The organism is Burkholderia stagnalis, assembly GCF_902830275.1.
Lineage (GTDB): Bacteria > Pseudomonadota > Gammaproteobacteria > Burkholderiales > Burkholderiaceae > Burkholderia > Burkholderia stagnalis.
The window spans coordinates 24794-46463 of sequence record NZ_CADESW010000034.1 but is presented as its reverse complement, the minus strand read 5'-3'; the positions used below and the strand labels follow the sequence as shown (position 1 = coordinate 46463).

At 67.4% G+C, this 21670-nt stretch carries 21 protein-coding genes, 1 other RNA gene and 1 pseudogene; 16 read left to right on the top strand and 7 right to left on the bottom strand.

Annotated features, from left to right (window positions below; genetic code table 11):
* Nucleotides 1–177: pseudogene (locus tag HWY45_RS34460) on the top strand (gluconokinase); the annotation flags it as partial.
* A gap of 52 nt (nt 178–229) precedes the next feature.
* Here HWY45_RS34460 and HWY45_RS34455 read toward each other — a convergent pair.
* A complete protein-coding gene (locus tag HWY45_RS34455) occupies nt 230–886 on the bottom strand; it encodes a TetR/AcrR family transcriptional regulator (protein WP_059564515.1) in 657 nt (218 codons plus the stop codon).
* Between the two features lie 286 nt (nt 887–1172).
* On the opposite strand from HWY45_RS34455, the gene HWY45_RS34450 reads away from it, so the two are divergent.
* A complete protein-coding gene (locus HWY45_RS34450) occupies nt 1173–2591 on the top strand; it encodes an NAD(P)/FAD-dependent oxidoreductase (protein WP_059564514.1) in 1419 nt (472 codons plus the stop codon).
* 158 nt (nt 2592–2749) lie between these two features.
* On the opposite strand, the gene purB is transcribed toward HWY45_RS34450, so the two are convergent.
* Both purB and HWY45_RS34440 read right to left on the bottom strand, forming a co-directional pair.
* The gene (gene purB, locus HWY45_RS34445) at nt 2750–4138 is read right to left on the bottom strand and encodes an adenylosuccinate lyase (RefSeq protein WP_059564513.1); all 1389 of its coding nucleotides are present in this window, start codon (nt 4136–4138) and stop codon (nt 2750–2752) included.
* 325 nt (nt 4139–4463) lie between these two features.
* A complete protein-coding gene (locus HWY45_RS34440) occupies nt 4464–5855 on the bottom strand; it encodes an MFS transporter (RefSeq protein ID WP_059880850.1) in 1392 nt (463 codons plus the stop codon).
* 407 nt (nt 5856–6262) lie between these two features.
* Between HWY45_RS34440 and HWY45_RS34435 the strand changes: the two genes are divergently transcribed.
* The 6 genes from HWY45_RS34435 to HWY45_RS34410 all read left to right on the top strand — a co-directional run bounded on the left by HWY45_RS34435 (nt 6263) and on the right by HWY45_RS34410 (nt 12024).
* Nucleotides 6263–7216: a LysR substrate-binding domain-containing protein gene (locus tag HWY45_RS34435; protein WP_059564511.1), complete on the top strand. Its 954-nt coding sequence runs from the start codon at nt 6263–6265 to the stop codon at nt 7214–7216.
* A 186-nt stretch (nt 7217–7402) separates the two neighbouring features.
* Entirely contained in the window at nt 7403–8689 is a 1287-nt protein-coding gene (locus HWY45_RS34430) for a Glu/Leu/Phe/Val family dehydrogenase (RefSeq protein ID WP_059564510.1), read from the top strand.
* Nucleotides 8690–8906: 217 nt separating this feature from the next.
* Nucleotides 8907–9800: a glutamate/aspartate ABC transporter substrate-binding protein gene (locus HWY45_RS34425; RefSeq protein ID WP_059880853.1), complete on the top strand. Its 894-nt coding sequence runs from the start codon at nt 8907–8909 to the stop codon at nt 9798–9800.
* An 84-nt stretch (nt 9801–9884) separates the two neighbouring features.
* Nucleotides 9885–10625 (top strand): amino acid ABC transporter permease, encoded by a 741-nt coding sequence (locus HWY45_RS34420; RefSeq protein WP_017333367.1) that lies wholly within the window; start codon nt 9885–9887, stop codon nt 10623–10625.
* Nucleotides 10625–11302: a glutamate/aspartate ABC transporter permease GltK gene (gltK, locus tag HWY45_RS34415; protein WP_059564509.1), complete on the top strand. Its 678-nt coding sequence runs from the start codon at nt 10625–10627 to the stop codon at nt 11300–11302. The genes HWY45_RS34420 and gltK overlap by 1 nt, the downstream gene beginning before the upstream one ends.
* On the top strand, nt 11299–12024 hold the full coding sequence (locus HWY45_RS34410; protein ID WP_059908072.1) for an amino acid ABC transporter ATP-binding protein: 726 nt from the start codon (nt 11299–11301) through the stop codon (nt 12022–12024). Before gltK ends, HWY45_RS34410 begins: the two co-directional genes overlap by 4 nt.
* A gap of 96 nt (nt 12025–12120) precedes the next feature.
* Here HWY45_RS34410 and HWY45_RS34405 read toward each other — a convergent pair whose 3' ends face one another.
* Nucleotides 12121–13023, bottom strand: a complete 903-nt coding sequence (locus HWY45_RS34405; RefSeq protein WP_059565187.1) for a class II glutamine amidotransferase — start codon at nt 13021–13023, stop codon at nt 12121–12123.
* Between the two features lie 211 nt (nt 13024–13234).
* Here HWY45_RS34405 and pyrC point away from each other — a divergent pair, with 211 nt between their 5' ends.
* The 3 genes from pyrC (at nt 13235) to rnpB (ending at nt 15611) form a co-directional block, all read left to right on the top strand.
* On the top strand, nt 13235–14299 hold the full coding sequence (gene pyrC, locus HWY45_RS34400; protein WP_059880728.1) for a dihydroorotase: 1065 nt from the start codon (nt 13235–13237) through the stop codon (nt 14297–14299).
* Nucleotides 14296–15168, top strand: a complete 873-nt coding sequence (locus HWY45_RS34395) for a DUF3025 domain-containing protein (RefSeq protein WP_059880734.1) — start codon at nt 14296–14298, stop codon at nt 15166–15168. The genes pyrC and HWY45_RS34395 overlap by 4 nt, the downstream gene beginning before the upstream one ends.
* Nucleotides 15169–15197: 29 nt before the next feature.
* An RNA gene (gene rnpB / locus HWY45_RS34390) (RNase P RNA component class A) lies at nt 15198–15611 on the top strand.
* A gap of 66 nt (nt 15612–15677) precedes the next feature.
* Here rnpB and HWY45_RS34385 read toward each other — a convergent pair.
* Together HWY45_RS34385 and HWY45_RS34380 are read right to left on the bottom strand one after the other, a co-directional pair.
* Nucleotides 15678–16142, bottom strand: a complete 465-nt coding sequence (locus HWY45_RS34385) for an OsmC family protein (protein WP_081059826.1) — start codon at nt 16140–16142, stop codon at nt 15678–15680.
* 418 nt (nt 16143–16560) lie between these two features.
* Nucleotides 16561–16863, bottom strand: coding sequence for a DUF1090 family protein (locus HWY45_RS34380; RefSeq protein WP_059880737.1), 303 nt, complete (start codon nt 16861–16863; stop codon nt 16561–16563).
* A gap of 297 nt (nt 16864–17160) precedes the next feature.
* Between HWY45_RS34380 and rplM the strand changes: the two genes are divergently transcribed.
* The 3 genes from rplM (at nt 17161) to erpA (ending at nt 18583) form a co-directional block, all read left to right on the top strand.
* The gene (gene rplM, locus HWY45_RS34375) at nt 17161–17589 is read left to right on the top strand and encodes a 50S ribosomal protein L13 (RefSeq protein ID WP_009687896.1); all 429 of its coding nucleotides are present in this window, start codon (nt 17161–17163) and stop codon (nt 17587–17589) included.
* Between the two features lie 11 nt (nt 17590–17600).
* Nucleotides 17601–17993, top strand: a complete 393-nt coding sequence (gene rpsI, locus HWY45_RS34370) for a 30S ribosomal protein S9 (protein ID WP_059565192.1) — start codon at nt 17601–17603, stop codon at nt 17991–17993.
* Nucleotides 17994–18211: 218 nt separating this feature from the next.
* On the top strand, nt 18212–18583 hold the full coding sequence (gene erpA, locus HWY45_RS34365; RefSeq protein ID WP_059565193.1) for an iron-sulfur cluster insertion protein ErpA: 372 nt from the start codon (nt 18212–18214) through the stop codon (nt 18581–18583).
* A 79-nt stretch (nt 18584–18662) separates the two neighbouring features.
* Here erpA and HWY45_RS34360 read toward each other — a convergent pair whose 3' ends face one another.
* Entirely contained in the window at nt 18663–19757 is a 1095-nt protein-coding gene (locus tag HWY45_RS34360; RefSeq protein ID WP_230942064.1) for an anhydro-N-acetylmuramic acid kinase, read from the bottom strand.
* Between the two features lie 198 nt (nt 19758–19955).
* On the opposite strand from HWY45_RS34360, the gene tyrS reads away from it, so the two are divergent.
* Nucleotides 19956–21197: a tyrosine--tRNA ligase gene (gene tyrS / locus HWY45_RS34355; RefSeq protein WP_059565195.1), complete on the top strand. Its 1242-nt coding sequence runs from the start codon at nt 19956–19958 to the stop codon at nt 21195–21197.
* On the top strand, nt 21194–21652 hold the full coding sequence (gene dtd, locus HWY45_RS34350) for a D-aminoacyl-tRNA deacylase (protein ID WP_059880740.1): 459 nt from the start codon (nt 21194–21196) through the stop codon (nt 21650–21652). Before tyrS ends, dtd begins: the two co-directional genes overlap by 4 nt.
* Nucleotides 21653–21670 lie beyond the last annotated feature (18 nt).

The following is a 21670-nucleotide window of genomic DNA, read 5'->3' as shown; positions in this document are numbered from 1 at the left end:
CACGAGCGCCTGAAGAGCCGCACCGGCCATTTCTTCGATCCGTCGCTGCTGCAGAGCCAGCTCGACACGCTCGAGGAGCCGGGCCCGGACGAAGCGATCGAGGTCAGCATCGAGCTGACGCCGGAACAGATCGTCGATCAGGTGTTGCAGAAGATCGGCAGCGCGCAGCAGCACTGAGCGCGGTTCGCGGCAATCTGACAGGCACGGGCGCCCCGCGGGGCGCCCGTGCTCATTCTGCGGCCGGTGTTCGTGCGCGATGCGCGATACCGTCGAGCAGCACGTCGAGCATCGTGTCGTGCACGACGGCCGGATCGAGCTGCGCATAGAGCGGCGCGGCCGATTTCACGAGCGGATGCTCCGCGTCGGACAGCGCATCTATTTCCGCGAGCTCGACGTCGTTGGCCGGCCGCGTCAGGCCGCCGGCTTCGGCGGCGGCGAGCCCGATCACGCTTGCATACCAGCCCACGCACACGCCCGCCCGCGCCGAGTGCGGCACGCCGGCGTCGGCCAGCGCGCGATGCACGGCCTCGATGTGCGCGAGATCGGCCGGCCCGGTGCTGACGTGCCGTTGCAGCAGCGCGAACGCGGCCGGATAGCGGCATGCGAGCGCGCGATACTGGCGCGCGAGGTCGCGCAGCCGGTCGCGCCACGGGAGGCTGTCGTCGACCGGCGTCAGCGAGCGCGACAGCGCATTCGCGATCGCCCGGCTCAGCCCCTCCTTCGACTTGAAGTGGTAGAGCACGCTCATCGGATCGCAGCCGACCGTCTGCGCGAGCTTGCGCACGCTGAACGCCGCTTCGCCGACGTCTTCGAGCAGCGTCAGCGCGGCCGCGACGATCGCGTCCTTGTCGAGGCCGCGCGGGCCTTGGGCGGGTTTGTCCTTCATCGGTGCGGGAGATCGGCCGGCGCACGCCCGAAGGCATGCCGAACCGTAAGCTTGACGAAAGCATATTCTACGCTGTAGAATTATTTCTGCGGTGTAGAAATTGGGTGTCCCGGCACCTTTCAATGCGTGCTTTCGCACGGTCCGGGATCCAGGCGGCACGAGCGTGCACGCCGTCAACACGGGCCATGGCGCCCCTTTCTCGTTGACACCCAAGTGGAACCGGCTGCCCCACCCGCGAAGCCAGATGGCTCTTCGACAGGCGGCCCAAGACCATGCAAGTGCAAACATGATCTCGAATAAACCCCTGATCCAGGGCGAATCGCGTTTCGAACCAACGCAACTGAACATCGAAAAAGACAACTGGAACTGGTGCGATCCGGCCGGCTACGACGGCGAACGTCCGGCCAACTGGTACGAGGCGTCGCTGTCGCGCTGGGAAAACGGCGCGCCGCTCGCGCACGACGCCGTGTGCGACGTGCTCGTGATCGGCGCCGGCCTGCTCGGCGCGTCCGCGGCGCTGCATCTTGCCGAGGCGGGCGTCGATACGATCCTCGTCGACAAGCACCACGTCGGCTCCGCGGCATCGGGCCGCAACGGCGGCCAGCTGACGCCCGGCCTCGCGCGCTGGGAAGCGGCCGACATGATCGAACAGCTGTCGCATGACGACGCGAAGCGCCTGTGGCGTTTCGCGTCGGCCGAGTCGATGGACCTGATCGACGCGATCGGCGCGCGCTACGCGCTCGACCTCGACCGCAAGCGCGGCCACATCACGGCCGCGATTCACCCGGGCCACATGAGCGCGCTGCTCGACGGCGCGGATGCGCGCCGCCATCTGGGCGACGCCGGCGTGACGCTCGCCGGCAAGCATCAGCTCCAGGACGAATACGTGCGCTCGGCGCTGTACTACGGCGCGGCGATCGACGCGCTGGGCGGCCAGATCCATCCGCTCGCGCTGGTGCGCGGCCTGGTCCACGGCTTCCGCCTGAACGGCGGCGCGCTGTACGAAGGCACCGAGGTGCTCGAGCTCGACGAGACGCCGGCCGGCGTCGTCGCGACCACCGCCGGCGGCACGATCACCGCGCGCAAGGGCGTCGTGCTCGCGCTGCACAACGCCACGTTCCGGCTGCTCGACGACGGCGCGGCGACGACCGTGCCGTTCTTCACGTACGTGAGCGTGACGAAGCCGCTCGACGTCGATGTCGCGACGCTGATGCCGGCCGGGATGCCGGTCTACGACACGCAGTTCCAGATCGACTACTACCGGCCCGTGCGCGGCAACCGCCTGCTGTTCGGCGGGCAGGGCACCGGCACCTGCTGGGCGCAGCCGGACGTGAACGCGTACCTGCTCACGCGGCTGAACGCGGTGTTTCCGCAAGTCGACGGCCGCTTCGCGCTCGACTACTGCTGGAGCGGCGTCAGCGACTTCACGCTGAACGGCGCGACCGACAGCCGCAAGACCGACGGCCGCGTGCCGATGTACATGGTGCAGGGCTGGAGCGGCCACGGCGTCGCGCAGACGGTGCGGATCGGCAAGGCGATCTGCGACGACTTCGTCGGCCGCAACGACGATTTCTCGATGCTGACCGGCATCGATCACCGCGCGATTCCGCTCGGCCGCCAGCTGTCGCCGATCGCGATTCCGGCCGCGAAGGCGGCGATGAGCGTGATGACGGCGCTCAATCCGGGGAAGATGATCTCGTTCTGATCGCGCGACGCGGGTCGCCGGTAGCACAAACGATGGTCCCCAAAAAGAACAATCCCCACTCAGCGTAGTTCGCTGTGTGGGGATCGGGCTGACCATCTCATTAACGCCCGATGCGCAATGCATCGGGCGTTTTTCCTTGGCGCGGAGGGCGCGCGGTGTTACGCGATCCGCTTCGCCAGTTCGACGGCCTTACCGATGTACGACGCGGGCGTCATCGCGAGCAGGCGATCCTTCGCGTCCTGCGGGATCGCGAGCGTGCCGACGAACTCCTGCAGCGCGTCGCGCGTGATGCCCTTGCCGCGCGTCAGTTCCTTCAGCTGCTCGTACGGGTTCTCGATGCCGTAGCGGCGCATCACCGTCTGCACCGGCTCGGCGAGCACTTCCCAGCAGTTGTCGAGGTCTTCGTTCAGGCGCTGCGGGTTCACTTCGAGCTTGTCGAGGCCGCGGATCAGCGAGTCATACGCGAGCAGCGAGTAGCCGAGCGCGACGCCCATGTTGCGCAGCACCGTCGAATCGGTGAGGTCGCGCTGCCAGCGCGACACCGGCAGCTTGTCGGCGAGGTGGCGCAGCGTCGCGTTCGCGAGCCCGAGGTTGCCTTCCGAGTTCTCGAAGTCGATCGGGTTGACCTTGTGCGGCATCGTCGACGAGCCGATTTCGCCCGCCTTGGTCTTCTGCTTGAAGTAGCCGACCGAGATATAGCCCCACACGTCGCGGTCGAGGTCGAGCAGGATCGTGTTCGCGCGCGCGACCGCGTCGAACAGCTCGGCCATGTAGTCGTGCGGCTCGATCTGGATCGTGTACGGGTTGAACGTCAGCTTCAGGCGGTTCTCGATCACGTCGCGCGAGAACGCTTCCCAGTCGAATTCCGGATACGCGGACAGGTGCGCGTTGAAGTTGCCGACCGCGCCGTTCATCTTGCCGAGGATCTCGACCTTCTCGATGCGGGCGATCGCGCGCGCGAGGCGCGCCGCGACGTTCGCGAGTTCCTTGCCGAGCGTCGTCGGGCTGGCCGGCTGGCCGTGCGTGCGCGACAGCATCGGCTGGTCGGCGTGCGCGTGCGCGAGCGCGACGAGGCGCTGGTGGACGGTGCGCAGCGCCGGCAGGATCACGTGCTCGCGCGCGCCGGCCAGCATCATGCCGTGCGACGTGTTGTTGATGTCCTCGGACGTGCATGCGAAGTGGATGAATTCGCTGGCCTTCTCGAGTTCGGCCTGGCCCTTCACCGATTCCTTCAGCCAGTATTCGACGGCCTTCACGTCGTGGTTCGTGACGCGCTCGATGTCCTTGATGCGCGCGGCGTCGTGCGCGGTGAAGCGCTCGACGAGCTGCAGCAGGAACTGCTCGGCGGCGTCGGAGAAGCGCGGCACTTCGGCGAAGCCGGCGCGCGACAGCGCGATCAGCCAGTGCACCTCGACGGTGACGCGGTGACGCATGAAAGCGGCTTCGGAGAGCCAGTCGCGCAGCGCTTCGGTCTTGCTGGCGTAGCGGCCGTCGATGGGCGAGAGCGCGGTGAGGGCGAAAAGCGTATCGGGACGAGTGTCGGACATGATCGGGCGGGCCTTGGAGCCGGGTCGAACGAGGGGGAGGAGAATCCGTGATTTTACCATCGGCGCGGGGCCGCCCCCAGTCGGGCGTCGATCGCGGCCGGGCCGCGCCGGCTCGCCGGCCGCGCGGCCCGGCGCATGGCCCGGCGCATGGCCCGGCGCATGGCCCGGCGCATGGCCCGGCGCATGGCCCGGCGCATGGCCCGGCGCATGGCCCGGCGCATGGCCCGGCGCATGGCCCGGCGCATGGCCCGGCGCGCGGCCCGGCGCATGGCCCGGGCGCGCGCGTCGGCGGGCGGGGCCGGCGGCCGGCAGGCGCGGCGGCCCGTCAGTCCGCGGCGCCGGCGAGCGGCGCGGGAACCGGGACGGCCGGGGCCACCGCCGCGGGCGCGGCCCAGCGCAGCCACGGCGCGCGCAGCAGCACAAGCACGCCGCACGCGCAGGCGGCGAGCGCGCCGAACGTCGCGAAGCCGAGCTGGTAGCTGCCGGTGCTTTCCTTCGCGATGCCCATCACGACGGGCAGATAGAAGCCGCCGATCCCGCCGGCCGCGCCGACGATGCCCGACAGCAGGCCGGTCTTGCCCGGCCAGCGGTGCGGCACGAGCTGGAACGTCGCGCCGTTGCCGAGCCCGAACGCGACGTACAGGCAGATCAGCAGCGCGATGCCGCCCGTCACCGGCGGCATCCACGCGGCGAACGCGAAATCGGCGGCGGCGATCGCGGCGAGCAGCACGATCAGCGCGCGCACGCCGGTGACGCGGTCGGCGAGGTGGCCGCCGAACGGCCGCACGATCGCGCCGAGGAAGGCCAGCAGCGACATGAGCAGGCCGGCCTCGATCTTCGGCATCTGATAGAGCGTCGTGAGCAGCAGCGTCACATACGACGACATGCCGACGAAGCCGCCGAACGTGATGCTGTAGATCAGCATGACGGCCCACGTGTCGCGTTCGGCGAGCACCGCGCGGTAGCGCGCGGGCAGCACCGCGATCGCGAGCAGCGCGCCCATCACCGGCAGCAGCAGCACACCGGTCTTGCCGGCGCCGAACAGCCCGCCGTGCACCGCGAGCACGAGCGCGACGAGGCCCGCGAGCGTGATCGCGAACGCGCCGAGCGCGCGCGGTGCGCTGCCCGATTTCTCGCCGCGGTCGTCGGCCCACGCGAACAGCGCGAAGCCGGCGATCGCGAGCAGCGGCAGCGCGGCGGCGGTCGAGAACTGCCAGCCGAGCGCGGCCGCGACATGCGGAAACATGAACCCGTCGAGCACCGCGCCGATGTTGCCGGCCGCGGCCAGGCCGAGCACGAGGCCCTGCACCTTCGGCGGGTAGCTGCTGCCCGCCATCGGCAGCGCGACCGCGAAGCTCGCGCCGCCGATCCCGAGGAACACGCCGAGCACCAGCAGCAGCGCGTACGACGGCGTGCCCGGCACGCACGGCAGCACGACCGCGGGCAACGCGGACAGCAGCACGCCCATCAGCGCGACGCGCCGGCCGTTCGCGGACTGGTACAGGTTGCCGAGCGTGACGCGCAGGATCGCGGCGGCGAGCACGGGTACCGCGACGAGAAAGCCCTGCTGCGCGGCGGACATCGCGATGTCCTTGCCGATGAACGGCGCGAGCGGGCCGTACAGCACCCAGACGGTGAAGCCGGTGTCGAAGTACAGGAAGCACGCGAGCAGCGAACGCCAGTTGCCGCTCTGCAGGGAAGTGCGCAAGGTCTTCATCGGTGGAGCCTCCGGGGTTGCGGCCGCGAAGCCGGGCGAGGCCGGATGGAACGTCGGGCGGCCGCGCGGCGGCGGATCCGGGAATCCGTTCCGCAATGTCCATGCCAACGCGCGGCGACTTTTGCCGGGCCGTTGCCTGATGCGGCGTCCGGCCTGCACGGGCCGCGCGCGGGGGGAGCCGGCCGGGACGTGCACCCGCGGGCGCAATGCAGGGCACCGGCACCGCGGGCGTGCGCGCGGCGCGGCGCTGGTGCGGCGATGCACAACGGATGTCATGCGCCCGGCGGTGCACCGCGGGGAAGTGTTCATGCCGGGGCGGGCCGGCGCCGCCGCGCCGCACGCCGCGCCCCCGCGGCGCCGGTAGAATGCAGGCTTCTTCCCGACCGCCGCCCGCCGCGCCCGCCCGCATGGAACTGAAATGGCTCGAAGACTTCGTCTCGCTCGCGGAGACGCGCAGCTTTAGCCGCTCCGCCGAGTTGCGGCATGTGTCCCAGCCGGCGTTCTCGCGGCGCATCCAGGCGCTCGAGGCGTGGCTCGCGACGGAACTGATCGATCGTTCGGTCTATCCGACCCGGCTCACGCAGGCCGGCCAGATCTTCTACGAGCAGGCGCTGACGATGCTGTCGCAGGCGCACGAGGCGCGCACGCTGCTGCGCGGCCACGTCGGCGCGCCGGTGCCGACGATCGAGTTCGCGGTGCCGCACACGCTGTCGCTCACCTATTTCCCGCGCTGGCTGCAACGCATCGAGGCGAAGATGGGGCCGGTTCATACGCGGCTGCGCGCGCTGAACGTGCACGACGCGGTGCTGTCGCTCGTCGAGGGCGGCTGCGATCTCGTGATGGGCTATCACCACCCGAGCCATCCGGTCGCGCTGGACCCCGCGCGCTACGACATGCTGGCGCTCGGCAGCGAGCCGATCAGCCCGTTCTCGGCGCCCGGCCGGGCCGGGCGGCCGCGCTATACGCTGCCCGGCACCGCGGACGCGCGCGTGCCGTATCTGTCCTATACGCCGAACGCGTATCTCGGCCGGATGACCGAGGTGATCATCGCGAACGCGCCGGCGCCGCTGTTCCTCGACCGCGTGTACGAAACCGACATGGCGGAAGGGCTGAAGGCGATGGCGCTCGCCGGCCACGGCATCGCCTTCCTGCCGCACAGCGCGGTCGAGGACGCGGTCGCGGGCGGCCGCCTGATCCGGCTCGACCGCGGCGGGCGCGGCGGCGCGCATCCGTTCACGCTGACGATGGAGATCCGCCTGTACTGCGACAAGGTCGCGCTGCAGGGCGACGAGCCGCGGCAGAAGCTCGTGCGCGCGCTGTGGGACGTGGTGAGCAACGAGCTGCGCGACGCGGCCGCATAGCATTCATGCGGCATTCGCGCGGCGGCGGATCGACGGCCGATCGCGGCCGTTCTTGCGCAAATCGACCGCACTTTTGCGAAAAATAACGATCATGCATGAAACGCATAATCGAATAAGCAAACGGCATTGGATAAAAAAAACGGGTTTTTCGACAATGTGCGCCATCCGTTGACCGTTGGAGAATCCATGTCTTCGCAACTGCAGTCCATCCCGTCCTACTTGCACGCCGACGATCTCGGCCCGTGGGGCAACTACCTTCAGCAAGTCGACCGCGTCGCGCCGTACCTCGGCTCGCTGTCGCGCTGGCTCGAAACGCTGAAGCGTCCGAAGCGCATCCTGGTCGTCGACGTGCCGATCGAGCTCGACAACGGCACCGTCGCGCACTTCGAGGGCTATCGCGTGCAGCACAACGTGTCGCGCGGCCCGGGCAAGGGCGGCGTGCGCTACCACCAGGACGTGACGCTGTCGGAAGTGATGGCGCTGTCGGCATGGATGTCGGTGAAGAACGCAGCCGTGAACGTGCCGTACGGCGGCGCGAAGGGCGGCATCCGCGTCGACCCGCGCAAGCTGTCGCGCGGCGAGCTCGAGCGCGTGACGCGCCGCTACACCAGCGAAATCGGCATCATCATCGGCCCGAACACCGACATTCCGGCGCCGGACGTCAACACCAACGAACAGGTGATGGCGTGGATGATGGACACCTACTCGATGAACCAGGGCCAGACGGCCACCGGCGTCGTGACCGGCAAGCCGATCTCGCTCGGCGGTTCGCTCGGCCGCAAGGAAGCGACCGGCCGCGGCGTGTTCGTGGTCGGCTGCGAAGCGGCGAAGAAGAAGGGCCTCGAGATCGAAGGCGCGCGCATCGCGGTGCAGGGCTTCGGCAACGTCGGCGGCATCGCGGCTAAGCTGTTCCAGGAAGCGGGCTCGAAGGTGATCGCGGTGCAGGATCACACCGGCACGATCTACCAGCCGGCCGGCCTCGACGCGAGCAAGCTGCTCGACCACGTCGCGCAGACCGGCGGCGTCGCGGGCTTCCCGGGCTCGGAGCCGATGCCGAACGACGAGTTCTGGACGGTCGAAACCGACATCCTGATCCCGGCGGCACTGGAAAACCAGATCACCGAGAAGAACGCAGCGAAGATCCGCACGAAGATCATCGTCGAAGGCGCGAACGGCCCGACGACGACCGCGGCGGACGACATCCTGAGCGCGAACGGCGTGCTCGTGATCCCGGACGTGATCGCGAACGCGGGCGGCGTGACCGTGTCGTACTTCGAGTGGGTGCAGGATTTCTCGAGCTTCTTCTGGACGGAAGACGAGATCAACCACCGTCTCGAGCGCGTGATGCGCGAAGCGTTCGCCGGCGTATGGGCGGTCGCGGAAGAGCACAAGGTGTCGGTGCGTACCGCGGCGTTCATCGTCGCGTGCAAGCGCATCCTGATGGCGCGCGAAATGCGCGGCCTGTACCCCTGATCGTCGAACTCGATCAAGGCATGACGCAATCCACCCGGTTGCGTGCATGAGCCCCGCGGGCGGCACCGAATCCGGTGCCGCCCGCGCGCGCATTCCGGGTGCCCGAAGCCGGGAGGACGGCTTCCGATGGGGCGATCCGTAGTGCGGTAAACAACAGTACTTTCATAAATATTACTTTGATACACTGGCTCGGGTTTTCGCCAAGGAGATGAACAAAATGAAATACCACAAGGCAGTCCTGATGGCCGCCGCGCTCTGCGCGTTCGCGAGCGGCGCCCATGCCCAGGAGACCAGCACGCTGAAGAAAATCAAGGACACGGGCGTGATCGCGCTGGGCCACCGCGAATCGTCGATTCCGTTTTCCTACTACGACCAGAACCAGCAGGTGGTCGGCTATTCGCGCGAGATCCAGCTGAAGGTCGTCGATGCGGTGAAGAAGAAGCTGAGCCTGCCGAACCTGCAGGTGAAGAACATCCCGGTCACGTCGCAGAACCGCATCCCCCTCGTGCAGAACGGCACGGTCGACATCGAGTGCGGCTCGACGACCAACAACGTCGAGCGCCAGCAGCAGGCTGCCTTCTCCGACACGATCTTCGTGATCGGCACGCGCCTGATGACGAAGAAGGATTCGGGCGTCAAGGATTTCGCGGACCTGAAGGGCAAGACCGTCGTGACGACGGCCGGCACGACGTCCGAGCGCCTGCTGCGCAAGATGAACAACGACAAGCAGCTCGGCATGAACATCATCAGCGCGAAGGATCACGGCGATTCGTTCAATACGCTGGAATCGGGCCGCGCGGTCGCGTTCATGATGGATGACGCGCTGCTGGCAGGCGAGCGCGCGAAGGCCAAGAAGCCGGACGACTGGGCGATCGTCGGCACGCCGCAGTCGGAAGAAGCCTACGGCTGCATGATGCGCAAGGGCGATACGGAGTTCAAGAAGGTGGTCGACGACGCGATCGCGCAGGTCGAGAAGTCGGGCGAAGCCGCGAAGATCTACGCGAAGTGGTTCGAGAACCCGATCCCGCCGAAGGGGCTGAACCTGAACTTCCCGCTGAGCGAATCGATGAAGAAGCTCTACGCGAACCCGAACGACAAGGCACTCGACTGACCCCGCGTCCGTTGATGCAGTGTTGACGCTGATGAAACGGAAGAGGCCACGCTTCTTCCGTTTCTTTTTGCTGGAGTCTTGCCCATGTCATACCACTGGAACTGGGGCATCTTCCTGAGCCCCGTCTCGACCGGCGAGCCGACGACGTATCTCGGCTGGCTGATGTCGGGCTTCTGGGTGACGATCAAGGTGTCGCTCGTCGCCTGGGTCATCGCGCTGATCGTCGGTTCGCTGTTCGGCGTGCTGCGCACCGTCCCGAACAAATGGTTGTCCGCGCTCGGCACGCTGTACGTGTCGATCTTCCGGAACATTCCGCTGATCGTGCAGTTCTTCGTCTGGTACCTCGTCGTGCCCGAACTGCTGCCGGCGTCGATCGGCACCTGGATCAAGCAGCTGCCGCCGGGCACGCAGTTCTTCACCGCGTCGATCGTCTGTCTCGGCCTGTTCACCGGCGCACGCGTGTGCGAGCAGGTGCGCTCGGGCATCAACGCGCTGCCGAAGGGCCAGCGCGCCGCCGGCCTCGCGATGGGCTTCACGCAGTGGCAGACGTATCGCTACGTACTGCTGCCGGTTGCCTACCGGATCATCGTGCCGCCGCTGACGTCGGAATTCCTGAACATCTTCAAGAACTCGGCGGTCGCGTCGACGATCGGCCTGCTCGACCTGTCCGCGCAGGCGCGCCAGCTCGTCGACTACACCGCGCAGACGTATGAGTCGTTCATCGCGGTCACGCTCGCGTACGTGATCATCAACCTCGTCGTGATGGCGTTCATGCGCTGGATCGAAAGCCGCTCGCGGCTGCCCGGCTACATCGGAGGCAAGTGATGCATCAGTTCGACTGGAGTAGTATTCCCGGCGCGCTGCCGACGCTCTGGACGGGCGCCGTCATCACCTTGCAGATCACCGTGCTCGCGATCGTCGTCGGGATCGTCTGGGGCACGCTGCTCGCGCTGATGCGGCTGTCGGGCGTGAAGCCGCTCGCATGGTTCGCGCAGGGCTACGTGACGGTGTTCCGCTCGATCCCGCTCGTGATGGTGCTGCTGTGGTTCTTCCTGATCGTGCCGCAGGTGCTGCAGGGCGTGCTCGGGCTGTCGCCGACGATCGATATCCGGCTCGCATCGGCGATGGTCGCGTTCTCGCTGTTCGAGGCCGCGTATTATTCGGAGATCATCCGTGCCGGCATCCAGGCGGTGCCGCGCGGGCAGGTGAATGCCGCGTTCGCGCTCGGCATGAACTACGCGACGGCGATGCGCCTCGTGATCCTGCCGCAGGCCTTCCGCGCGATGGTGCCGCTCTTGCTCACGCAGGCGATCGTGCTGTTCCAGGACACGTCGCTCGTCTACGTGATCAGTCTCGCGGACTTCTTCCGCACGGCCGCGAACATCGGCGATCGCGACGGCACGAGCGTCGAGATGATCCTGTTCGCAGGCGCATGCTATTTCGTGATTTGCTCGGTGGCGTCCGCCCTCGTCAAAGGTCTCCAGAAAAAGGTCACAAGATGATTTCCATCAAGAACGTTTCGAAGTGGTACGGCCAGTTTCAGGTCCTCACCGATTGCACGACGGAAGTGAACAAGGGCGAGGTGGTGGTGGTGTGCGGGCCGTCGGGCTCGGGCAAGTCGACGCTGATCAAGACCGTGAACGGCCTCGAGCCGTTCCAGCAGGGCGAGATCCTCGTCAACGGCCAGTCGGTGGGCGACAGGAAGACGAACCTGTCGAAGCTGCGTTCGAAGGTCGGCATGGTGTTCCAGCACTTCGAGCTGTTCCCGCACCTGTCGATCACCGAGAACCTGACGCTCGCGCAGATCAAGGTGCTCGGCCGCGGCAAGGACGAGGCGAACGAGAAGGGGCTGAAGCTGCTCGATCGCGTCGGCCTGAAGGCGCACGCGCACAAGTATCCGGGCCAGCTGTCGGGCGGCCAGCAGCAGCGGGTCGCGATCGCGCGCGCGCTGTCGATGGATCCGATCGCGATGCTGTTCGACGAGCCGACTTCGGCGCTCGATCCGGAGATGATCAACGAAGTGCTCGACGTGATGGTCGAACTCGCGCAGGAAGGAATGACGATGATGGTCGTCACGCACGAGATGGGCTTCGCGAAGAAGGTTGCGCACCGCGTGATCTTCATGGACAAGGGCGCGATCGTCGAGGACGACCGCAAGGAAGAATTCTTCGCGAACCCGAAATCGGATCGCGCGAAGGACTTCCTCGCGAAGATCCTGCACTGAGCGGGCAGGGCGGCGGGGCCGCCCTTCGTGCGGTGCGTCAAATGGAAACGCCCGGCGAATGCCGGGCGTTTTGTCATCCGTGGGCGGGCGGCGCGCTTAGAAGTCGAACGCGTCCTCGCTGACGTCCGCTTCGACCGCGGGCAACGGCCGCGTGGGCGCGGACGCCGACGCATCGAGCGCCGGGTTGCGCAGCTTCTCGAGCACGGCGGGCGGCACCGGGATCTGCATCCGCGCCGCGACGTCACCGCACTGGAACATGATCAGCTCGCCCGGCTCGAACGCGGTCCAGACTTCGTTGTCGGTGAGCGGCTGGGTTGCGATCACCGCGACGCGATCCTCCGGCGTCGTGTATTTCGCGAAGTCGATCGACAGGTCTTCGTCGACGAGATGCGCGGTCGAGAACGGCCAGCGGCGCACGAGATAGTGCAGGCGCGTCGAGCAGTGCGCGAACAGCGCCTGGCCGTTCGACATCAGGAAGTTGAACACGCCGTGGTCGGTGATGCCGCGGGTCAGCTCGCCGACCCGCTCGAACAGCTCGGGCAGCGGCGGCTGCGCGCCGGGAAACGCTTCGCGCAGGCCCTGCATCAGCACGCAGAACGCCTGCTCGCTGTCGGTCGTGCCGACCGGGTGATAGACGCTGCCCTCCATGTCCGGCGCATAGTCGTGCAGGTCGCCGTTATGCGCGAAGATCCAGTGCCGGCCCCACAGCTCGCGCATGAACGGATGGCTGTTCTCGAGCAGGATATGGCCCTGCGTTGCCTTGCGGATGTGCGCGATCGTGTTCTTCGATTTGATCGGGTAGCGCTTCACCATTTCGGCGATCGGCGACGTGGCCGATGCCTGGTGATCGATGAACAGGCGGCAGGCTTTATCTTCGAAGAACGCGATGCCCCAGCCGTCGGCATGGTGGTCGGTGAGCCCGCCCCGGGCCGCGAAGCCCGTAAAGGAGAATGTGACGTCCGTCGGCGCGGCGCAGTTCATTCCTAAGAGTTGGCACATTTTACTTGGGGCGGCAGGCTGAAGCGGGTATCGAACCGGTTGGGACCGGGCGAACCCCGGTACAATGCATGCTTCTAGCATATCACCGAGCCAACAGCGGTAAAAAGCGGATTCCGCCGACGAACGGCCCCGTGTTGCGGTTAGCCGTCAGCCGGCCCGCGCCGGCGGCATTCGGCACCGTTTTCCGCTTCCGTTTCTCATGACGCCTCCTATGACTGCCTCGAACGCTTCCTCCCCGGCGACGCTGACGCTCGCCCGTCCCGACGACTGGCACCTGCACGTCCGCGACGGCGACATGCTGGCCGCCGTGCTGCCGCACACCGCGCGCCAGTTCGGCCGCGCGATCATCATGCCGAACCTGAAGCCGCCCGTGACGACCACCGCGCAGGCGCAGGCGTACCGGGAGCGGATCCTCGCCGCGGTGCCCGCCGGCGTGACGTTCGAGCCGCTGATGACGCTGTACCTCACCGACAACACGCCGCCCGACGAGATCCGCCGCGCGCGCGAAAGCGGCTTCGTGCATGGCGTGAAGCTGTATCCGGCGGGCGCGACGACCAATTCGGACCACGGCGTGACCGATCTCGCGAAATGCGCGAAGACGCTCGAGGCGATGCAGGAAACCGGCATGCCGCTGCTCGTGCACGGCGAAGTGACCGACGCGTCGATCGACCTGTTCGACCGCGAAAAGGTGTTCATCGACCGCGTGATGACGCCGCTGCGCCGCGACTTCCCGGGCCTGAAGGTGGTGTTCGAGCACATCACGACGAAGGACGCGGCCGACTACGTGCGCGACGCCGATGCGGCGCCCGGCCTGATCGGCGCGACGATCACCGCGCATCACCTGCTGTACAACCGCAATGCGATCTTCGTCGGCGGGATCCGCCCGCATTACTACTGCCTGCCGGTGCTCAAGCGCGAGACGCATCGCATCGCGCTCGTCGAGGCGGCCACGTCGGGCAACCCGCGCTTCTTCCTCGGCACCGACAGCGCGCCGCATGCGCGCAACGCGAAGGAAGCCGCCTGCGGCTGCGCGGGCTGCTACACGGCGCTGCACGCGCTCGAGCTGTATGCGGAAGCCTTCGACAATGCGGGCGCGCTCGACAAGCTCGAAGGGTTCGCGAGCTTCTTCGGCGCGGATTTCTACGGCCTGCCGCGCAGCCCGGAAACGGTGACGCTGCGCCGCGAACCGTGGGAGCTGCCGCTCGAGATCCTCGCGGGCGATACGCCGGTCGTGCCGCTGCGCGCCGGCGAGTCGATCGGCTGGAAACTCGCGTGAATGCCGCGCCGCCGCGCGGGGCCGGCCAGTCGGCCGGTGTCGGCGCGGCGGCGTTTGCGCGGATCGACTGGTCCGCGCCGTGGCTCGCGGGCTTTGCCGAAACGGGCCGTGCCGCGCAGTCGGCCGCGCTCGACGGCGAGCCCGCGCTGCTCGCCGCGCTGAACGGCGCGGCGGCCAAGGCGGGCGAGACGCCGCTCGCGAGCGGCCGCGGCAGGCCGCTGCGCTTCATTCCTCAAGCCGAACTGCCGGCCGGCGTCGCGTACGAGAGCCATATCGCCGAAACCGGCGGGGTGCCGACCCGCCACAATCTCCACGATTTCTTCAATGCGCTCGTGTGGCTCGCGTATCCGCGCATCAAGGCCGCGCTGAACGCGCGCCAGGCCGCGGCGATCGACGCGGCGGGCGGCGTCGGCCCGGTGCGCGGCACGCTGCGCGACGCGCTGACGCTGTTCGACGAGAACGCGGCGCTGCTCGTGACGGCCGACCCGGCGCTCGGCGACGCGCTGCGCGGCTTCGACTGGCCGCGGCTGCTGGTGGCCGCGCGCGGGGCGTGGGGCGCGCGTTGCGAGGTGCGGCTCGTCGGACACGCGCTGCTCGAGAAGCTCGTCGCGCCGTACAAGTCGTGTACCGCGCACGCCTGGATCGTCGAGGTGAGCGCCGACTATTTCGGCTGGCCGGCCGCGCGCCGTGCGGCGCACGTCGACGCGCGGGTCGCGGATGCGCTCGCGACGCGCGCGCTGACGAGCCGCGACCTGTCGCCGCTGCCGGTGCTGGGCGTGCCGGGCTGGTGCGCGGAGAACGCCGATCCTGCGTTCTATGACGATCCGGCGGTGTTCCGCAGCGGGCGGCGCGCGCGGCCGCTGTCATGAACGGCGCGCGGTGCTAGAATGCGCGTCGCAAAGCAGGCCAGGCAGTCGCGGCCTCGCCGCCTTCGGGCAGGCGGGGGCGAGGAAAGTCCGGACTCCACAGGGCAGGGTGATGGCTAACGGCCATCCGTGGCGACACGCGGAACAGGGCAACAGAAAGCAAACCGCCGATGGCCCGGCGCAAGCCGGGATCAGGTAAGGGTGAAACGGTGCGGTAAGAGCGCACCGCGGCGACGGCGACGTTCGCCGGCACGGTAACCTCCACCCGGAGCAATTCCAAGTAGGCAGGCGCGCATTTTCGGATGCAGGACGGGGCCCCCGTCTCGTCTGCGGGTAGGAAGCTTGAGCGCGTCAGCAATGGCGCGCCTAGAGGAATGGCTGCCACGCGCCGCGCGTCTTCGGACGCGCGGCGTGCACAGAATCCGGCTTATCGGCCTGCTTTGCCGCTCGCATGCGAAGGGCCGGCGCCCCAGACGGGACGCCGGCCCTTTTTTCATCCGATGCGCTGCGCGTCAGGCCGCGACGATGTCGAACGAATGCGTGAGCTCGGCCGTCTTCGCGATCATGATCGACGCGGAGCAGTACTTGTCGTGCGACAGGTTGATCGCACGCTCGACGGTCGCGGGATTCAGGTTGCGGCCGGTGACGGTGAAGTGGAAGTGCACCTTCGTGAAGACCTTCGGATCCTCGCTCGCGCGCTCGGCCTTCAGCGTGACCGAGCAGCCGGTGACGTCCTGGCGGCTTTTCTTCAGGATCAGCATGACGTCGTACGCGGTGCAGCCGCCGGTGCCGACCAGCACCATTTCCATCGGCCGCGGGGCGAGATTATGGCCGCCGCCTTCCGGCGCGCCGTCCATCGCGACGAGGTGCCCGCTTCCGGTCTGGGCGGAAAACGCCATGCCGTCCTGGCCCATCCAGCTTACTTTGCATTCCATGCTTGCGCTCCAGCGTTGCCTGATTCGAGTTCGAACCGGCATTGTAGCCCGCGCCGCCGCGGCCGGCTGATGCGCCGCACGATGCGCGGAAGCGGGCGGCGGCAAGCGCCGCGCGCGGCGACGCAGGGCGGGGAAATCCGCCGGACTTTTAGGGGTTTCGCTCTAGTCGGCCTGCGCGGGCGGCACTCGGTGGTCTTCGCAAGCTGTTGATTTAAATGGAGAAATCCGGAATTGGAAGCAAAACGTCAACATTCCGCATTATGGTTGTAGATTTCGCAATGCAAATTTTCTTGTGCTGCCGACGGGGCGTTCGTATAATGCGTGACATTGGTTGTCGCGCTGCGGCAACCTCCGAATGTCTCCTCCACCCTCCTCCTATGGTGGATTAAGCCCGAACCAGCCGTTCGGGCTTTTTTTCGTCTGATGCAAACATCGGCGCGCACAGCGCGCCTCCCGCACCTTACACGGCGGGCTGCCGGCCGGCGGCCTGCGACGCCCCGTCGGCCGTCGCGCCGCGCGGGCCGGCGGCGGGGGGCTGCACGGCGGATGCCTGGCCGTGGCGGCGCGAGCAGAAGTGGCGGACGCGTTCGCGCACCGCGCGCAGCCGGGCGACGCGATCGTCGGCGCGGGCATCCCGGGCCGCGGCGATGCGCGCGTCGAGTGAATCCAGCTTTGCGTCGCAGCCGGTCGGGTCGGCATGGGCGGGCGAGGTGGCGGCGCCAATCAATACGGCCGCGAGGAAGGGTGAGAGTCGGTTCTTCATCGTGTTTGTTGTTTTTCCTGGTCCGGCACGCGGTCTTGCGTGCGTTGCTGCGTGCCCCCGGGCGCTCGGAATCGCCCGTTGCAACGGGGCACGGCCGGATTTTGGCCGATTTCCGGCGCGGCGGGCACCCGGATGTGGATTCCCTTTGACCGCGCCTCGGCATTTCCTTTATAATTCAGGGCTTTTCCGCATTCATGCCCACGGAAAAAGAACAGGGAGAGCCTGCACTGCGCCTCGAAGCGCACCTAGACAAGCAGGAAAGAACACATCGGGCAAAGCATTTTTTTTGGATCGATCATGAAGACGTTTTCCGCAAAAGCCCATGAGGTGACGCGCGAATGGTACGTGATTGACGCGACGGATAAGGTTCTCGGCCGTGTTGCCAGCGAAGTGGCACGCCGTCTGCGCGGCAAGCACAAGCCTGAGTTCACCCCGCACGTCGACACTGGTGATTTCATCATCATCATCAACGCGAGCAAGCTGAAGGTCACGGGCAACAAGACGCTGGACAAGAAGTACTACCGTCACTCGGGCTACCCGGGCGGCATCTATGAAACGACGTTCGGCAAGATGCAAGAACGCTTCCCGGGCCGTGCGCTCGAGAAGGCGGTCAAGGGCATGCTGCCGAAGGGCCCGCTCGGCTACGCGATGATCAAGAAGCTGAAGGTCTACGCTGAAGCGACGCATCCGCACTCGGCTCAACAGCCGAAAGCGCTCGAGATCTAACGGGAGCCCACATGATCGGTAACTGGAACTACGGTACGGGCCGCCGCAAGAGCGCAGTCGCTCGTGTCTTCATCAAGGCTGGCAAGGGCGACATCATCGTCAACGGCAAGCCTATCGCTGACTACTTCTCGCGCGAAACGTCGCTGATGATCGTGCGTCAGCCGCTGGAACTCACGAACCACGCTCAAACGTTCGACATCAAGGTCAACGTGACGGGCGGCGGCGAAACGGGTCAGGCAGGCGCAGTGCGCCACGGCATCACCCGCGCGCTGATCGACTACGACGCGACGCTGAAGCCGTCGCTGTCGACCGCAGGCTTCGTTACGCGCGATGCGCGTGAAGTCGAGCGTAAGAAGGTCGGTCTGCGCAAGGCACGCCGCGCGAAGCAGTTCTCGAAGCGTTAAGCGCTTCACGGTTGGCCGCCGCGCCTGCGCGGTGTCCGCCCGAAAAAACCGCCAGCTTTCATGCTGGCGGTTTTTTTATGCGCGCGCGATTCCGCGCCGCGCGGGCGTGCGCGCCGCCCGGTTTGACGAAATCGACAAGAACCTGTTGATTTCATGGACATCAGCACGATCTTGAGATCGGCCCTACAATAGCGGCTAAAGCTTTTTGGAGAGTTCGCATGAACGCTGTTACCGAATCCGCAGCCACGACTGAAGAAATGCCGGCACCGTTCGTCTTCACCGACGCGGCGGCCGAGAAGGTCAAGCAACTGATCGACGAAGAGGGCAACCCCGACCTGAAGCTGCGCGTGTTCGTGCAGGGCGGCGGCTGCTCGGGCTTCCAGTATGGCTTCACGTTCGACGAGGAAGTCAACGAGGACGATACCGTGATGAACAAGAACGGTGTCCAGCTGCTGATCGACTCGATGAGCTATCAGTATCTGGTCGGCGCCGAGATCGACTACAAGGACGATCTGAACGGCGCGCAGTTCGTGATCAAGAACCCGAACGCCACGACCACCTGCGGTTGCGGCTCGTCGTTCTCGGTCTGACGAACGGCCGTACCGGTCCGAATGAAAAACGGGGCTTCATGCCCCGTTTTTTGTGCCCGCCTGCCGCTCGCGCGGCGCGTCAGCGCGGATAGAGTGCGCCGAGCACGCGGTCGCCGGCCGCACCGGTGACCGTGGCCAGGTTGCCCGGCTCGCGTGCGGTGAAGCGATACGCGAGCCACGCGAACGCGAGCGCCTCGACCTGCTGCGGCGGCACGCCGAGCGCGGAGGTGGTGTCGACGGTCGCACTGACGCCGCAGTCGTGCAGCGCGGTTGCGAGCGCATCGAGCAGCACCGGGTTACGGGCGCCGCCGCCGCATACGTACACGGCCTTGCAACCCGGCGCGTGCCGTGCGATCTCGCGGGCGACCGTGACCGCGGTGAGCGCCGTGAGCGTCGCCTGCACGTCTTCCGCCGCGACCTGCGCGAACGCGGCGAGCTTTGCGTCGAGCCAGGCCGGATTGAACAGGTCGCGCCCCGTGCTCTTCGGCGGCGGCGCGGAGAAATACGCTTCGTCGAGCAGCGCGTCGAGCAGCGGCGCATGCACGGCGCCGCGCGCGGCAAAGCGGCCGCCGTCGTCGTAGGGTTTGCCGAGGTGGCGGCCCGCCCACGCGTCGATCAGCGCGTTGGCCGGGCCGCAGTCGAAGCCGCGCACCCGGTCGCTGCCGTCGCCGGGCAGGATCGTGATGTTGCTGATACCGCCAAGATTGCAGACGACCCGCATCTCGCCCGGCGCGCCGAACACGGTTGCGTGGAACGCCGGCACGAGCGGCGCGCCCTGGCCGCCCGCGGCAACGTCGCGGCTGCGGAAATCCGCGATCACGTCGATGTGCGTCAGCTCGGCGAGCAGTGCCGGATTGTTGATCTGCCGCGTGTAGCCGCGTTCGGGACGATGGCGCACCGTCTGGCCGTGCACCCCGATCGCGCGCACCTGGTCGGGCGGGAGGCCCGCCGAGCGCTGCAGTTCGTGGCAGCACACCGCGTAGCGGGCCGCGAGCGCGTTGGCGGCCAGCGATTCACGCTCGATCTCGTTGTCGCCCGGTTGCTGCAGCGAGAACAGCGCGTCGCGCAGCGTCTGCGCGAACCCGACGCAGGCTTCGGCGAGCACGGCCGGCGCCTTGCCTGCCTCGAAGCGCACGGCGACGCCGTCGACGCCGTCCATGCTCGTTCCCGACATCAACCCGAAATAGATACCGTCGGCCGGATGGCCGGATGGCGGACGTCTTAGCGGCACGTGAGCCCTCCCGAATCGTGCGGCGGCGGCCGGTGCCGCGCGCTTCGCGACCGATTATCCGCGCAAGCGGCGCCGCCGTTAAGCGATGCGCGCGCAAGTTATGGGAAAATCCCTGTTTTTGCGACATTCTTCCTGGCACCGATGAGCACCGAACCCAGTTCCAAGCCCGTTTTCCCGATCACCGACGAAGTCCGGCATGCGCTTGCCGTCACGAAGCGCGGCGTCGACGAGCTGCTGATCGAGGAGGAGTTCGCGCAGAAGCTCGCGCGCAGCGCCGCCACCGGCACGCCGCTTCGCATCAAGCTCGGCCTCGACCCGACCGCGCCCGACATCCACATCGGCCACACGGTCGTGCTGAACAAGATGCGCCAGTTGCAGGACCTCGGCCACACGGTGATCTTCCTGATCGGCGATTTCACGTCGCTGATCGGCGACCCGTCCGGCCGCAATGCGACGCGCCCGCCGCTCACGCGCGAGCAGATCGAGGCGAACGCGAAGACCTATTTCGAGCAGGCCGCGCTGGTGCTCGACCGCGACAAGACCGAGATCCGCTACAACAGCGAATGGTCGATGCCGCTCGGCGCCGACGGGATGATCAAGCTCGCGTCGCGCTACACGGTCGCGCGCATTCTCGAGCGCGAGGATTTCACGAAGCGCTTCCAGGGCGGCGTGCCGATCTCGATCCACGAATTCCTCTACCCGCTGATGCAGGGCTACGACTCGGTCGCGCTGAACGCCGACCTCGAGCTCGGCGGCACCGACCAGAAGTTCAACCTGCTGGTCGGCCGCGAACTGCAGAAGCAGTACGGGCAGGAACAGCAGTGCATCTTGACGATGCCGCTGCTAGAGGGCCTCGACGGCGTCGAGAAGATGTCGAAGTCGAAGGGCAACTACGTCGGCATCAGCGAGAAGCCGACCGACATGTTCGGCAAGCTGATGAGCATCTCGGACACGCTGATGTGGCGTTACTTCGAGCTGCTGTCGTTCCGCAGCATGGACGAGATCGTCGGCTTCCGCCGCGAGGCCGAAGCGGGCCGCAACCCGCGCGATTTCAAGGTGCTGCTCGCGCAGGAAATCGTCGCGCGCTTCCATTCGCAGGCCGACGCCGAGCGCGCGCTCGAGGATTTCAACCATCGCGCGAAGGGCGGCGTGCCGGACGACATCCCGTCGGTGACGCTCGCGGGTGCGCCGCTCGCGATCGGCCAGTTGCTGAAGCAGGCCGGGCTCGTGCCGTCGACGAGCGAAGCGCTGCGCAACATCGAGCAGGGCGGCGTGAAGATCGACGGCGCCACGGTGTCGGACAAGGGCCTCAAGATCGAGGCCGGCGAATTCGTCGTGCAGGTCGGCAAGCGCCGCTTCGCGCGCGTGACGCTCACCGCATGATCGCGCTGATCCAGCGCGTGAAGCGCGCCGACGTGCGCGTCGGCGACCGTGTGACGGGCGAGATCGGCGCGGGCCTGCTCGCGCTCGTCTGCGCGGAGCGCGGCGACACCGAGGCGGCGGCCGACAAGCTGCTCGCGAAGGTGCTCGGCTATCGCGTGTTCAGCGACGCGGCCGGCAAGATGAACCTGCCCGTGTCGAATATCGACGGCGAAGGGCGCGCGGGCGGCTTGCTGCTCGTGTCGCAGTTCACGCTCGCCGCCGACACCAACAGCGGCCTGCGCCCGAGCTTCACGCCCGCGGCGCCGCCCGACGAGGGCGCGCGCCTGTTCGACTATTTCGTCGACGCGGCGCGGGGGCGCCATCCGCACGTCGCGACGGGCGAATTCGGCGCCGACATGCAGGTCTCGCTCGTCAACGACGGGCCGGTGACGTTCTGGCTGCAAGTGCGGCCCTGATTCTTTCCCCTGAGGCGC